Source organism: Hyphomicrobium sp. ghe19, assembly GCF_902712875.1.
Taxonomy (GTDB): Bacteria; Pseudomonadota; Alphaproteobacteria; order Rhizobiales; family Hyphomicrobiaceae; genus Hyphomicrobium_B.
In genome coordinates this window covers 1702096-1715380 of record NZ_LR743509.1, presented here as the reverse complement: position 1 = coordinate 1715380, position 13285 = coordinate 1702096, and the positions used below count along the sequence as shown (strand labels likewise).

Sequence of the window (13285 nt, the reverse complement as noted above, 5' to 3'; positions counted from 1 at the left end):
TTTGCGAAAGACTTACTTCGCCGCAGTCTTCGATCCGCCGCGCCGCCGCGAAACTTCTGCAACCGAAACTTCGCCAGCCGCAACCAATGCATCGACACAGCCCTTCGAGAGACCAACGCCGACCGCGCGCATGCACGATCTGACCTGCGGGCTGTTCGGACTGTAAGCGCTGCAATGCGCGTAATAATCGCTGGCGCACGCCATTTGTACGCGCAGGCTGACGGCCGAGGCCGTGCCCGCCATCAGCGTGACGCTGGCGAGAGCGAGGGCCGGCGCGAGAACAGCGCGGAAAGCATTCCGGGGGATCACAACAAGAGTAGTCATTGCAGGTCTCCATCTCTTCTAGCGGCAAGCCCCTATGGGCCGTTGTCGCGAGAAGAAATAGCGTGTCTCGGGATGCTTCCGCTGTTCCGGCGGGAACCGGCCTTACATTCGGTTCAGCTGCCCTACCCGTGCGTCATCGCGTTTGGGTACGCCGCGGCCCGGCCACGGATAGACGTCCGCCTGCGCCCCGTTTTTGCGAGCCAGCCGGCACGCCTGCTCATACACGACAGTTGCCGCAGCAAGCGCCGTGATGCCTCCATGATCGTAGGCGGGCGCCACTTCGACGACATCGCATCCGATGATCCGAAGATCGTCGAGACCGCGAAGCATGGCGAGCAGTTCGCGCGGCGTGAGTCCGCCGATCACGGGTGTGCCGGTGCCGGGCGCAAAGGCCGGATCGAGGCAATCGATGTCGACGGTCAGATAGCAGGGAGAATCCCCCGCAAGTGCCTTCACCATCGCAACGATCTCACTCGGCCCTCTATCAGCGACGGCGAGGCTATCGAAAATGTTCATGCCCATCGGATCGTCGACCCAGGTTCGAATACCGATCTGCGATGACGTCTTGGGATCGATCAGGCCATCGTGAATGGCTTGCGCGAACATCGTGCCGTGATTGATCTCGACTGAACCGTCAGGCCCGGTGCGCGGCGTCCACGTATCTGGATGAGCGTCGAAATGAATGAGCGTCAGCGGCCCGTGTATCCGGGCATGAGCTTTGAGCAGCGGATAGCTGACGAAATGATCGCCGCCGAGAGCGCACAAGAATGCGCCGGCCGCAACGACATCGAATGCAGCGGCTTCGATCGCCGCAGGGATCGTTTGCGGAAACCCGAAGTCGAGCAAAGCATCGCCCAGATCGACAATCCTGACGTGCGATAACGGATCGAAACCGCCGGGGTATGCTTTCAGCTCGGCGAGCTGAGCGGACGCAGATCTCACCGCATCGGGCCCGAGCCGCGCGCCCGGCCTGTTCGACGTTGCGATGTCGAGCGGAATGCCGAGAATTGCGAAATCGCCCGCCCGCGCCCGGTCGACGCGTGGCGCCCGCAAAAAAGTGTGGGTGCCGGAATAAGTTTGTTCGGAAGCGATGGAGGAAGGAGACAGCGCGCTGAGCTTATGCTGCGCGCGCACGCCGGATGTAGCGCCGGAAAGCATGACGACCTCGATTGTTGCGATGTCGTCCGGCCGACACCTTCACAACCAACCGGGCAATCCCGGCGCCTCCGTTTCGCGGCTCTCCCCAGGATGCCGATCCAAATGCCGCAGTCAAGCCCCCGAAAACCGAGAGGAAACGCCTCGTCAGGACGCACGCAATGAACCTGAACCCTTTCCGCGCGTTACCACCTTCGACGATCACACAACCGGGCGTGAAACCATGTCAAAACTTGTACAGCTGACCACTGAAAGGGCTGCACGAACCGAGCGCGACGCGGAGCTTCTGCGCGAAGACCTTTTCGACAAGTGCAACTCCGCAGTCGACGGACTGGGAAACAACGTCGCGGGATTTGCACTGATCGTTTGGGGTAAGGATGGCGACATGCGGACGGCATATAATGCCGCTCATGGACCTATTGGACCGGGTCTCGTTCCAACACTCGCAGCCGACGCATTGAACCGTCATGTCGCGGTCATGCTGGCGAAAAAGGAAGAACCGGACGACTCTGCAAGCTGAAACAACCGTCCGCAGAACAAAGAAAACCCAGAGCCAGGGCTCCGGGTTTGCGTTTTGAGGTTAGTGCAGGAAGCCGAACAGATGCAGGCCGATGATCACGACCAGCGGAACGCCTGCGAGCCAAAGAATTACGTCACGTGCCATGATGCTCTCCTCAATGTTTGATCGACGGGGGAATACCGGTTTCGGGCGACTGCTCTGAACGGCCTTCCGCGGATGAATCGTAAGCACGCACAAGGTTCAGCAATTCATCGAGATGTTGTCGGGCCTCAGCCAAATGTTGCTTGGCTTCCTCGCGGCGAAGTATCACCCCGTCCCGCGCAGCGCCGCGCAATTCATTTTCAAGATCCCAAAGGGTCTTTAGAACCTTGGGAACAGTCTCCCTGATGTTTTCCGGCATCGCAGCCTCGCCAGTTTCAACTGCTCCCTGAACGCGTCTCATCGAATTCCGGTTCCGCTTTTGCCTTTAGGCCGTGCGGCGGTTATTTGAGGATGGGCGCTACCTATCAGGCGCAATCAATTCGGACCCTCGAGCAACATGATCCCACAAGCAGTATTACCCATCGTCCTCCTGACGATGTCGAACGTCTTCATGACCTTCGCTTGGTACGGCCATCTGAAATTCACCAACAAACCGCTTTGGATTGTTGTGATCGTCAGTTGGGGAATTGCATTTTTCGAATATTGTCTCGCCGTCCCCGCAAATCGCTACGGAGTGGCGGTCTATTCGCCAGCGCAACTGAAGACGATGCAGGAGGTTATCACCCTGATCGTATTCGCGGGTTTTTCGGCGACCTATCTAGGCCAGCCGATCACGATCAATCAGGGAGTCGGGTTTGGCTTTATCGCGCTCGGAGCGTTTTTCGTCTTCAAGGCGCCGTTGTGAGCCAAGACCCCCACAACCGAGACGCCGTTACCTGATCGGCACAGAGAGCTGGAACTTGCTGCTCAGGCTTTGCGGCTCAGCTGTCATTCCGACATTGTCGACGTCTGCCGTAACGCTCAGCGAGTAGGCGTCGGGCTTGGTGTAGGTCACGCCGGCACCGGCCGACGCCGCGTCGAATGACGTATCCGCCGCATCCTTCCGGCTCGTCGATAAATCGAAGGCCCGCTTGTAGGTGACGAACGGCTCGAGCGTCGTTCCACCTTCGAGCGAGAACGAGTGATTGATCTTCGGCGCGAGGATGACGGAACTCTTTTGAGCAGCCCCTGTGCTCGCCGCGAATTCGCTGTTCCCCGCCTGCCATTCGGTACGCGCGTCCAGGCTCAGCATCGGCGCTGCCTGCATCGTGACGTAAGCAGACGCCTTCTGATCCTGCTCGACGCCCGTCGCCGGCGAGGAACGAGCATCGCCTTTCTCCAACGACACGCCGACACTCGTCGCTCTGTTGATCTTGTAGTCCGCCCCGAAACCGACGCGCGAGGAATGCGATTCCGATCCATTGTAGCCGCTAAGATCGATGTTGCTCCAAACATCAATCGGAGTATTTGGCCCGGAGCCCGCTTTGGGAAGCTTCACCGCGTAAGCATCTGCAGCCGCGTAGTCCGGCCTTTGCACGGATACGGTCCGCGCATTGTAATCGCGCAATGTGCCTAAGCTCGTGCGAACCGAAACACTGCCATCGTTGGCGTTGAACTTGGATGGAATGGTGCCTTTGCTCAGCGCGATCCACGGCATGCCGTCCGACGCAGCAGGAGCCGACGCGAGCGGCAAGCCCTGCTCTGCAAGGGCCGTATCCAAATCGAACTCGAGTTCGTCGTCGCAAGCCGTAAAATCGGGTTCCGTGGTCGTCGACTGCACCTCGACGCAATCCTCGGCACGAGCCTCGGGAGCGAGGCAGAAAAGAAGTGCCAAGCATGCAATACTCGCACGCGCGGCACCGCTCTCGCAGATGAATCGAATGTGTTTGATGATCATAGTCGCCTGTTAGCTATGAACTTTGATCATGATATGGCGAAGCATCTGAATCGTCCACCGTCGTCGCCGTTCGGTGCCGTCATAGATCTTTCTGGCTGACATCCCTGCATTTACGGCCCTGTCACGTGAGCCTAGTATCTGCGTGCTCAGGTCACACGAACGCCGGTTAACAGCCGGAGATGCGTGATGCATGGGTGACGCCCGCCACGTCGCGGACGCCCTGGACAGAGGTCAAAAAGCAATCACGCTGGATGACGAGTCGAAAAGAGAAAGGGCAGACCATGAGCTGGAGCGATACACTCAAGGGAGTTGTCGGAAACATCGTCGGACAAGCCGAGCAAGGAGCCTTGCCGGACATCCTGAAGGGCGTCCTCGGAACCGAAGGCCTCCAGTCGATCCTCACGAAACTTCAAGACGCGGGCTTCGGAGCTCAGGTCTCGTCATGGTTGGACAAGAACAAAAGCAATCTGCCGATCACGCCTGAACAAATTCAAGCCGCCCTCGGCGACGAACATGTTCAGCAGATCGCGAGATCTCTCGGAATTCCCGTGGATACGATCCTCGCCGGCATGGCGAAGATGCTCCCTGAGATCGCAAGCGCCGCGGGCCCCGCCGCCGATCCCAATACGACTCCCGATCCCAAGTCCGGCTGAGAGTTCACAACTCCAGCATTCGCTTAATCCGACGCTTATCAACGGAACGCTGGGGCCGCCCGGTCGACGATGGCCCTCGCGTTGGTGCCGGCGGGAAGAAGACCGAACGCTCCACCGTCACCTGCCAATCGCGTAGCACAAAACGCATCCGAAACGTCCGCTGACGAATAGCGAATGAGCAACGCCGCCTGTAACGCGAGGACGAGATCGCGGACGAACGAACGCGCTCCCGCTTCATCCAGCTGCTTCGCTTCCTTTTGTAGTCGGACGAGGTGCGCCCTGAGCCGCGGATCAGCCGTCGCAGGTTCGACGACCTCATCCAGAAGCATCGCGACAGCGGCGGGCGTCCGCGTCAGCGCGCGCAACACGTCGAGACACATGACATTCCCCGAGCCCTCCCAAATCGAATTGAGCGGCGTTTCCCGATAAATGCGGGCCAGATTGAACTCTTCGACGTAGCCGTTCCCCCCGAGCACCTCCATCGCTTCGGCGGCAAAAGCCGGACCGCGTTTGCAAATCCAGAATTTCGCGGCCGGCGTCACGACGCGGCGAAACGCCAACGCCGCCTCATCGTCCTCGTCATACGCCCGGGCCAACCGCATCGTCAGAACGGTTGCGGCCTCTGATTCCACTGCGAGGTCGGCCAGAACGGACGTCATGAGAGGCTGATCAATCAGCACTTTCTGAAATGCGCGGCGATAGCGCGCGTGATGTACTGCCTGCGCCAGACCTTGCCGCATCAGGCCCGAGGTGCCGATTGCGCAATCGAGGCGCGTGTAATTGCCCATTTCGATGATTGTGGGAATTCCGCGGCCTTCCTCGCCGACGAGTTCCCCATGCGCACCATCGAGTTCGACCTCGCTCGACGCGTTCGAGCGGTTCCCGAGCTTGTCCTTGAGGCGGCGAATATGGATTGCATTCTTTTTGCCCTCCGGCGTCCACCTCGGCACCAGGAAGCAGCTCGGCCCGGCTCCTGTCTGCGCGAGGATCAGGAACGCATCCGACATCGGCGCCGACATGAACCATTTGTGCCCGTTGATCCGATAGAATTGGCGGTGCACCTCACTAGCGTACGGGATGGCGCGCGTGACGTTCGCACGTAAATCCGATCCGCCCTGATTTTCGGTCATCCCCATACCAATCAGCGCGGACGTCTTCTCAGGCGCTGGCTTGAAGCTCGGATCGTATGCACGCGAATAAATACGCGGGAGCCATTCGGCTGCGAGCGGCGGCGAATGCGAGAGCGTCGCAACGGCCGCGTACGTCATCGAGACAGGGCAGTAAACGCCGCTTTCGATCTGGGCCAGCATGTAGCAACCGGCGGCGCGGGCGACATGCGCGCCCTTTCGCGGTTCGACCCATGGGCCGGAATGCAGCCCGGCATTCAACGCGAGGCCCAGCAGTGTGTGCCAGCTGCCGTGAAACTCGACCTCGTCGATCCTGTGACCGAACCGGTCGAACGATTTGAGAACGGGCGGATTGCGATTGGCGTCCGCCCCGGCGCCGATCATCCCGGCGGTGCCGAGCAGCCTTCCGAGCGTTGAAAGATCGTCCAATGCCCAGCCCGCGTTCTCGCGGAACAGGGCCTCGCGGAGGACGGGATCGCTCGACAAGAGATCGTAGTTCTCGAGCGGCGGCGGCTGATTGGTGACTTCGATCATCGATGCACCATTGAAATGCTTGCAGCGTGCCGCGCCTTAGCGCCGCTATCCGGACGTTGCATTTGTCGGCGCTCTTACGGTCGATTTCAAGCCGCGGCACGACAGCGGAGCAGAAGGCAGAGGCCGGCCTGGAATAAAATTCGCGGTCCTCGAGTCTCAACTGACGACAACAAAGTCAGGAGACGACGCGATGATCAGGAATTTTCTATTTTCCATGCTGACTGCCGCTCTGGTTCTGCCTGCGGCGGCAAACGCACGCATTCTTTGCGATGGCGCATTCCAGGTGTTGCCGACCGGTCAACTTTCTACGCCGTACTGCCAAGATGAAGACTTGGCGCGGCGGGCACAGAGCCAAGGCGTCAAGGTCTCGGGCGATGCAGTTCGTCGACACCCGAGCCTGAAGGCCAGCCTTTGCGCGGGATCGCAGGAGTCGGCGGCGTGCGCGAGTTCTTCCAATGACTGAGGACACCCGAAATATCAGGGAGCTTACGAGAAATTGGCACAGCGGGGGCGATGAGTTTGCCTGTTGTCCTGACTTGTGCGAGCGCAACGCTCGCACAAGTCCAGATGGCTCGCCACGTCCTGAGTTTGGATGCCGCCATGGACACTGCGAACGATGCAATCTAGCTCAGCTGGAGAAGCCTTTGCCGTCGGAGGACTAAGGCACCCCCCCACGCCGGACCGGTCGATCAGAACCCGCCTGCGGAGCGCGCCAATGCGCCGTTTCTTTCTTCGGATCGACGGCACCTGGTTCCGGCGCGCGAACATGGATCCCGCGCGGGCGGCCGGCGCCCCGGGCGTATCGCCCGCGCCAACGAGAAACTCTGTCCCGTTGACACAGGGACATCGACCCCACAAAGGTGGCGGCCTCTCTTCCAAGCCTTTGAATAGGATAGCTGCCGATGGCTTCGACGCGCACACCCGCCAAGCATTTCTCGCCCCTCGCCATCGGCGCTCCGGAACCCTTCCGGGCCCTTCCCGTCACGCTCGAGCGCATGATCCACTTCGTGCCGCCGCATAACGAGAAGATCCGGGCCAAGATCAAGGAACTGGCGTCCCAGGTCGACGTGGTCCTCGGCAACCTCGAGGACGCGGTGCCCGTCGATCAGAAGGAAAACGCTCGCAAAGGCTTCATCCAGATGGTCCGTGAAAACGATTTCGGATCGACCGGCGTTTGGACGCGCATCAACTGCCTCAACTCGCCCTGGATGCTCGACGACGTCACCGAGATCGTCGCCAGCGTCGGCAACAAGCTCGACGTCATCATGCTGCCGAAGGTCGAAGGACCTTGGGACATCCACTATCTCGATCAGCTTCTGGCCCAGCTTGAAGCGAAGCACGGCGTCAAGAAGCCGATACTGATCCACGCCATTCTCGAGACGGCCGAGGGCGTGAACAATGTCGAGGCGATCGCAGCCGCCTCTCCGCGTATGCACGGTATGAGCCTCGGCCCGGCCGATCTCGCAGCCTCGCGCGGCATGAAAACGACCCGCGTCGGCGGCGGCCATCCCGATTACGGCGTCCTCGCGGACGCACAGAAGGATAACCCCGGCGCAGCGCGCGCCTTCTACCAGCAAGACCTTTGGCATTACACGGTCGGCAAGATGGTCGACGCTTGCCTCGCCTACGGTCTGAAGCCGTTCTACGGCCCGTTCGGAGACTTCTCGGATCTCGCCGCCTGCGAGGCCCAGTTCCGGAATGCATTTCTGCAGGGTTGCCTCGGCGCCTGGTCGCTGCACCCGTCACAGATCGAAATCGCCAAGCGCGTGTTCTCGCCGGATCCGGCGGAGGTCAAATTCGCGAAGCGCATCATCGACGCCATGCCCGACGGAACGGGCGCCGTCATGCTCGACGGCAAGATGCAGGACGACGCGACCTGGAAACAGGCCAAGGTCATCGTCGATCTTGCAAAGATCGTCGCATCAAAGGACCCGGAGCGTGCGGCGCTTTACGGCGCGCTCTAGTCTCCGTTGTTGGACTTGCGTCGCGACCTTCGCCGCCACACATTAAAAACGCCATGAACGATATCAAACACGCCAAGTTCTCGATCGGCCAGGTGGTCCGGCATCGGCTCTATCCATTTCGCGGACTGATCTTCGATATCGATCCGGAGTTTGCAAACACCGAGGAGTGGTGGCTATCCATCCCCGAGGAAGTCAGGCCCCGGAAAGATCAGCCCTACTATCATCTGTATGCAGAAAACGCCGAAACGACCTATCTCGCATACGTCTCGGAACAGAACCTGCTGCTGGACGACAATGCCGCCCCGCTCCGTCACCCCGACATTGGTGAGCGTTTCATCAAGGACGGCAATGGCGGCTATCGCCTTCGTCCCGGCTCAACGAACTAGATCAGCAAAACGCCGATAAAAAAAACCGCCCCGGATTTTCATCCGGGGCGGCTCAAAACTTGAAAACCAGAAGACCTTACTGCTTCGGCTTGGCAGGTGCCGCTGCCGGCGCCTTCGTCGAGCTGGTCGTGGTCGGAGGAGCGCCCGGCGCATCGAGCGGCAGGTTCTTCAGCTGGTCTTCCTTCCACTTCTCGGCCATCTGCGCCTGACGCTGACGGATCTGCTGCATCAGCTGGCTGCGCGCCTCGGCATACTTCTTGTTGTCGACCGGAGGTCCAGCGGCAGCTTCGTTATAGCCATCGAGAGGAACCGGGAAGCCGATAGGCTGTGCTGCGGCGTTCATCGCCAGCACCATCAGTCCGCCGCCCTTCGACATCTGGGCGAGGATATCGGGCGTAGCTTCCGTCTCGGCCGTGCACCCAGCCGGATGGCAAAGCGCATAATGAAGTTCGATGGGCTTCAATGCCTTCTCATCGATCTTCTCGTTCTTGGACGCAGCCGCCCACTGTTCTTTCGTATAGATCGCAGCGCGGACACCCGGAGGGATCGCCATCCCGAGCGGCACCATGATCATCAGAGATTTCTTGTCGGAGCCTTCGACTTCGCGAATGGCCGCCGAAACGAGAACCATTCCGGTGTTGCCGTCGAGACGCTCATGGTGCGTGAGGCAGAGAGACTTCTCTTCCTTCACTTCCTTGCCGTCTGCGCCCTTCTTTTCGATAGGCGCTTTCTCGCAAAGCTTCACCCAGGCGCTCTTGGGAGAAGCAGCCGCCGCTCCGTTGACTGCAGGCGCTCCTGCCGCCGGGGCAGCAGCAGCCGGCTGAGCTTTCTTCGGTGCAGCCGGTTTTGCTGCATCTTGGGCCCAAGCGGGCGCAGCGGACATCACCGCCGCAACCGCTACGGCCGATACGAGCGCCCTGCCGCCCGCGCGCAATAGTGCGTTTGCCATCAACCTAAAAATCCTCGCTTTATTCGTTGTGCCGGCCTCACCGGCGCCTACCCCTAAGTTCATCGCCGTGCGTCAAAAGCTCGCCACCAAGCCTGCGCAGACCCGGCACTGTACTGCCGATCCGGCGCCGAGTAAGGCTCGGATTACGGCAATCACGTGACCGCGGTCCAGCACAATTGGGGGCCGCAGTTCGCTATCTGCCATCGTTGCTCGTCGGCCACTGCGACAAGCTGGACAGCCCCCGCTCGGCCCCGTTAGAAGACCTGAAGTCGCGCTGGCCGTTAGCGCCACACTGCCGGGATTATCGCGTAGTAACAAGCCGGTGAAAGCATTTCAGGTACCGGCAATGTCCTTCGGGAAGTTTATCCTCATTTTCTGGGTAGTGTTGACGGCGGGCCTCCCGGCCGTGGCCGCTCCGCAGACCTCAATCGCACTTCATGGCGCCCCGGCACTCGGTGATGGCTTTAAGGCCTTTCCCTACGTGAACCCGCAGGCCTCGAAAGGCGGCACGCTGACCTTGGGTGTGCTGGGCTCCTACGAGAGCGTGAACCCCCTGATCGTGCAGGGAACGCCCGCGTCAGGCATCCGGGAATTCGTCGTCGAAGCGTTGATGGCGCGCAGCCTCGACGAACCGTTCACGCTCTACGGCCTCTTGGCCGATTCAATCGACGTCGCCGACGACCGCAAATCCGTGACCTTCACGATCAATCCCGCGGCGCGCTTTTCCGACCGTCAGCCGGTGACCCCGGAAGACGTCGTAAAATCGTTCGCGCTGCTCAAAGAAAAAGGCCGCCCGAACCACCGAACCTATTTTGCAAAAGTCACCGGAGCCGAGAAAGTCGGCGAGCGCGGCGTCAAGTTCACGTTTCAGGATGCAACCGACCGCGAGCTACCGCTGATCCTCGGCCTGATGCCGGTTTTCGCTGCCCGCGACATGACGCCGGAACAATTCGAAACCGCCGGCATGAAACCCCTCCTCGGCTCCGGCCCCTATACGGTTTCAAACATCGATGCGGGAAGATCGATCAGTTTTCGCCGCGATCCCGACTATTGGGGCAAAGACCTTCCCGTCAATCGCGGCCGCTTCAATTTCGACGATATCCGCTTCGACTATTTCCGCGACGCCTCTGTCATGTTCGAAGCCTTCAAGTCCGGCAACATCGATTTGAGGCTCGAAGACGACCCAGGCCGTTGGGCTGGCGGCTACGACATCCCGCCTGTCCACGACGGCCGCATCGTCAAAGCTGAATTCGACATCGGCCTCCCGGCCGGCATGACGGCATTCGTCTTCAACACGCGCCGCCCGATCTTCGCAGACCAGCGCGTGCGCCGCGCCCTGATGATGCTCTTCGACTTCGAATGGAGCAATCGGGTCCTTTACAACGGCCTGTTCAAGCGGACCGAGAGCTATTTCGAACGCTCGTATCTGGCGTCGACCGGCCACCCGGCGGATGCTCGGGAACGCGCGCTTCTCGCACCCTTCCCGGACGCCGTCCGGCCGGAATTCATGGAGGGCACGTACCGGTTTCCGGCGAGCGACGGCAGCGGCCAAAACCGGCAGAACCAAAAAGCGGCCTTTGCGCTGCTGACGGAAGCGGGCCTCGTTCTCAAGGATGGCCGCTTGATCGACCCCAAGACCGGCAAGCAACTCGCATTCGAAATTCTGGCGAACAGCAACGCGCAGGAAGCCCTGCTGCTGAGCTACGCGCGCAGTCTTGCGCCGCTCGGCATCGCCGTCCGAGTGCGCGTCGTCGACAGCGCCCAATATCAACAGCGCCTGTCGAGCTTCGATTTCGACATGATCCAGAATTCGTGGCCTTCGTCGCTTTCGCCTGGCAACGAGCAGCTGTTCCGATGGTCGGCCAAGACGGCGGATTCCAACGGTTCTTATAATTTCGCGGGCGTCCGCAACCCCGCGGCCGACGCCATGATCGAGAGCATGCTGGCGGCCGACAGCGAGACCGATTTCGTATCGTCCGTCCGCGCCCTCGATCGCGTACTGCTTTCGGGTGACTACGTCGTTCCCCTGTTTTATACGCCGCGGCAGTGGGTTGCCTTCTGGGCGCGTCTCAAGCATCCGGATAAGACGCCGATCTTCGGATATGCCGTCGATACGTGGTGGATCGAGGGAAAATGACATCGAGCTCCAGCAATCCGTTCAACATGGCGAAATACGCCATTGGTGGAGCCGCGCAGCAAACCCCTGCTAAGACCGCCCTTCTCGTCTGCGATACCCGCAATCCTGAAAGCCCTTTGGAAACATGGTCGTTCGCAGAGATCGAGGATGCCATTCTTCGTCTCTCAGCCGGACTGGCCGCACACGGACTGAAGCCCGGCGAACGCGTTGCGATCCGCCTCGGAAATTCGAGCCAATCAGCACTTCTGTTCTTCGCGGCCATCGCCGGCGGCTTCGTCGCGTTGCCGCTTTCCGATCAGTTGACCGCTCCCGAACTCAAGGCGCTGCTTGAGGATAGCGGCGCCTCGGCCATCGCAACGTCGGAACCGTTGACGGTCGGCATCGCCCCCGGCGTCAGGGAGTTCTCAGCCGAGGATATCGGGTGCCTCATCCGCACCTCCGGGCGCGCCGAGTATGCAGCGACCAATGCGGACGATCCGGCCTTCCTGATCTATACGTCGGGCACGACCGCGAAGCCCAAAGGTGTTCTGCACGCCCATCGCTCGGCCTTGGGACGCAGTCCCATGTATCAAGGCTGGTTCGGCATCACCGCTGATGACCGAATGCTCCACGCCGGCGCGTTCAACTGGACGTTCACGCTCGGTGTCGGTCTGACCGACCCATGGGCGAACGGCGCGACAGCCATCGTTTGCACCGGAGAGAAATCGCCCGAGCTTTGGCCGGCTATCATTGCGGCAACGGGAGCGACACTTTTCGCGGCCGTTCCCGGCGTATTCCGTCAGATATTGAAGTACGCTCGCCCGACACCTAGCTCTCTCGGGCAATTGCGTCACGGCCTGATGGCCGGAGAAACGCCACCGCCCACTCTCGTCGAAGATTGGACCAAATCAACGGGCCTGCCGCTCTACGAAGCGCTCGGCATGAGCGAAATATCGACGTACATCTCGACCGGACCCGACGTTCCATATCGTCCGGGAGCCGTCGGCAAGGCTCAACCTGGACGGCGCGTCGCGATCATCCCTGCCGACGAAGCGAACGGAAACGATCCTCTTCCTCCGGGACAGGAAGGTCTGATCGCCGTCCACCGTTCCGACCCGGGTATGATGCTCGGCTATTGGAACCGCCCCGCAGAAGAAGGTGAAGTGTTCCGCAGCGAGTGGTTTGTCGGCGGCGATCTGGGTTCCCTCGACGCCGATGGCTACATCACGCACCTCGGCCGCGTGAATGAGCTGATGAACGCGGGCGGCTATCGCGTCTCGCCGCTCGAGATCGAATCCGCGCTCGCACCATGCCCCGGCGTCGCCGAAGTCGCGTGCACTGAAATCCGCGTCAAAAGCGGCGTTTCGATCATCGGCGCCTTCGTGGTTCCGAGTGAGGGCGCACCGAAGAATGCCGCGGCGGTCAAGGCATTCGCCAGCGAACACCTCGCCGCCTACAAGGTCCCGCGTGAAATCGTTTTCATCGACCGGCTCCCGCGGACACCCAATGGCAAGGTGCAGCGCAAGGCCCTCGCTCCGCTGCTCATCGATTCGAAGTAGGCTCGGCCATCAATGCTCGTCATCCCGGCGAAGGCCGGGATCCGTCCAAGACAACCGCGAACACGTCGAACCAAAATGCT

The 13285-nt window shown here is 60.7% G+C and carries 14 protein-coding genes; 8 read left to right on the top strand and 6 right to left on the bottom strand.

All coding sequences use genetic code 11. The features are described from left to right. Nucleotides 1-12: 12 nt before the first annotated feature. Together AACL53_RS08135 and speB are read right to left on the bottom strand one after the other, a co-directional pair. A complete protein-coding gene (locus AACL53_RS08135) occupies nucleotides 13-324 on the bottom strand; it encodes a hypothetical protein (RefSeq protein ID WP_339083992.1) in 312 nt (103 codons plus the stop codon). Nucleotides 325-426: 102 nt separating this feature from the next. Continuing rightward, complete coding sequence (speB, locus tag AACL53_RS08130; RefSeq protein ID WP_339083991.1) at nucleotides 427-1482, bottom strand: agmatinase; 1056 nt, start codon at nucleotides 1480-1482, stop codon at nucleotides 427-429. Between the two features lie 220 nt (nucleotides 1483-1702). Here speB and AACL53_RS08125 point away from each other — a divergent pair, with 220 nt between their 5' ends. Beyond that, the gene (locus tag AACL53_RS08125; RefSeq protein WP_339083990.1) at nucleotides 1703-1999 is read left to right on the top strand and encodes a hypothetical protein; all 297 of its coding nucleotides are present in this window, start codon (nucleotides 1703-1705) and stop codon (nucleotides 1997-1999) included. 154 nt (nucleotides 2000-2153) lie between these two features. Here the strand turns inward: AACL53_RS08125 and AACL53_RS08120 are convergent, their stop codons facing one another. Next, nucleotides 2154-2399: a hypothetical protein gene (locus AACL53_RS08120; protein WP_339083989.1), complete on the bottom strand. Its 246-nt coding sequence runs from the start codon at nucleotides 2397-2399 to the stop codon at nucleotides 2154-2156. Between the two features lie 138 nt (nucleotides 2400-2537). Between AACL53_RS08120 and AACL53_RS08115 the strand changes: the two genes are divergently transcribed. Then, nucleotides 2538-2885: a DMT family protein gene (locus AACL53_RS08115; RefSeq protein ID WP_339083988.1), complete on the top strand. Its 348-nt coding sequence runs from the start codon at nucleotides 2538-2540 to the stop codon at nucleotides 2883-2885. A 27-nt stretch (nucleotides 2886-2912) separates the two neighbouring features. On the opposite strand, the gene AACL53_RS08110 is transcribed toward AACL53_RS08115, so the two are convergent. Continuing rightward, nucleotides 2913-3854 carry a hypothetical protein gene (locus AACL53_RS08110; RefSeq protein WP_339083987.1) on the bottom strand — a complete coding sequence of 314 codons (942 nt, stop codon included), beginning with the start codon at nucleotides 3852-3854 and terminating at the stop codon, nucleotides 2913-2915. A gap of 344 nt (nucleotides 3855-4198) precedes the next feature. Between AACL53_RS08110 and AACL53_RS08105 the strand changes: the two genes are divergently transcribed. Then, nucleotides 4199-4570 carry a YidB family protein gene (locus tag AACL53_RS08105; protein WP_339083985.1) on the top strand — a complete coding sequence of 124 codons (372 nt, stop codon included), beginning with the start codon at nucleotides 4199-4201 and terminating at the stop codon, nucleotides 4568-4570. Between the two features lie 38 nt (nucleotides 4571-4608). Here AACL53_RS08105 and AACL53_RS08100 read toward each other — a convergent pair whose 3' ends face one another. Continuing rightward, nucleotides 4609-6231 (bottom strand): isovaleryl-CoA dehydrogenase, encoded by a 1623-nt coding sequence (locus AACL53_RS08100; RefSeq protein ID WP_339083984.1) that lies wholly within the window; start codon nucleotides 6229-6231, stop codon nucleotides 4609-4611. A gap of 190 nt (nucleotides 6232-6421) precedes the next feature. Here AACL53_RS08100 and AACL53_RS08095 point away from each other — a divergent pair, with 190 nt between their 5' ends. The 3 genes from AACL53_RS08095 (at nucleotide 6422) to hspQ (ending at nucleotide 8581) form a co-directional block, all read left to right on the top strand. Beyond that, nucleotides 6422-6694, top strand: coding sequence for a hypothetical protein (locus AACL53_RS08095; protein WP_339083983.1), 273 nt, complete (start codon nucleotides 6422-6424; stop codon nucleotides 6692-6694). Nucleotides 6695-7133: 439 nt separating this feature from the next. Continuing rightward, nucleotides 7134-8195, top strand: a complete 1062-nt coding sequence (locus tag AACL53_RS08090) for a CoA ester lyase (RefSeq protein WP_339083982.1) — start codon at nucleotides 7134-7136, stop codon at nucleotides 8193-8195. Nucleotides 8196-8248: 53 nt separating this feature from the next. After that, a complete protein-coding gene (gene hspQ, locus AACL53_RS08085) occupies nucleotides 8249-8581 on the top strand; it encodes a heat shock protein HspQ (RefSeq protein WP_339083981.1) in 333 nt (110 codons plus the stop codon). A 76-nt stretch (nucleotides 8582-8657) separates the two neighbouring features. On the opposite strand, the gene AACL53_RS08080 is transcribed toward hspQ, so the two are convergent. Beyond that, on the bottom strand, nucleotides 8658-9530 hold the full coding sequence (locus AACL53_RS08080) for an invasion associated locus B family protein (protein ID WP_339083980.1): 873 nt from the start codon (nucleotides 9528-9530) through the stop codon (nucleotides 8658-8660). Between the two features lie 346 nt (nucleotides 9531-9876). Here AACL53_RS08080 and AACL53_RS08075 point away from each other — a divergent pair, with 346 nt between their 5' ends. Continuing rightward, on the top strand, nucleotides 9877-11667 hold the full coding sequence (locus tag AACL53_RS08075; RefSeq protein ID WP_339083979.1) for an extracellular solute-binding protein: 1791 nt from the start codon (nucleotides 9877-9879) through the stop codon (nucleotides 11665-11667). Further along, nucleotides 11664-13205 (top strand): class I adenylate-forming enzyme family protein, encoded by a 1542-nt coding sequence (locus tag AACL53_RS08070; protein WP_339083978.1) that lies wholly within the window; start codon nucleotides 11664-11666, stop codon nucleotides 13203-13205. The genes AACL53_RS08075 and AACL53_RS08070 overlap by 4 nt, the downstream gene beginning before the upstream one ends. The last annotated feature ends 80 nt before the right edge of the window (nucleotides 13206-13285 follow it).

Coding starts and splice junctions, on each gene's coding strand:
- AACL53_RS08120 (WP_339083989.1), bottom strand. CDS start 2,399: ATGCCGGAAAACATCAGGGAGACTGTTCCCAAGGTTCTAAAGACCCTT.
- AACL53_RS08075 (WP_339083979.1), top strand. CDS start 9,877: ATGTCCTTCGGGAAGTTTATCCTCATTTTCTGGGTAGTGTTGACGGCG.
- AACL53_RS08125 (WP_339083990.1), top strand. CDS start 1,703: ATGTCAAAACTTGTACAGCTGACCACTGAAAGGGCTGCACGAACCGAG.
- AACL53_RS08100 (WP_339083984.1), bottom strand. CDS start 6,231: ATGATCGAAGTCACCAATCAGCCGCCGCCGCTCGAGAACTACGATCTC.
- speB (WP_339083991.1), bottom strand. CDS start 1,482: ATGCTTTCCGGCGCTACATCCGGCGTGCGCGCGCAGCATAAGCTCAGC.
- AACL53_RS08105 (WP_339083985.1), top strand. CDS start 4,199: ATGAGCTGGAGCGATACACTCAAGGGAGTTGTCGGAAACATCGTCGGA.
- AACL53_RS08080 (WP_339083980.1), bottom strand. CDS start 9,530: ATGGCAAACGCACTATTGCGCGCGGGCGGCAGGGCGCTCGTATCGGCC.
- AACL53_RS08070 (WP_339083978.1), top strand. CDS start 11,664: ATGACATCGAGCTCCAGCAATCCGTTCAACATGGCGAAATACGCCATT.
- hspQ (WP_339083981.1), top strand. CDS start 8,249: ATGAACGATATCAAACACGCCAAGTTCTCGATCGGCCAGGTGGTCCGG.
- AACL53_RS08095 (WP_339083983.1), top strand. CDS start 6,422: ATGATCAGGAATTTTCTATTTTCCATGCTGACTGCCGCTCTGGTTCTG.
- AACL53_RS08135 (WP_339083992.1), bottom strand. CDS start 324: ATGACTACTCTTGTTGTGATCCCCCGGAATGCTTTCCGCGCTGTTCTC.
- AACL53_RS08115 (WP_339083988.1), top strand. CDS start 2,538: ATGATCCCACAAGCAGTATTACCCATCGTCCTCCTGACGATGTCGAAC.
- AACL53_RS08090 (WP_339083982.1), top strand. CDS start 7,134: ATGGCTTCGACGCGCACACCCGCCAAGCATTTCTCGCCCCTCGCCATC.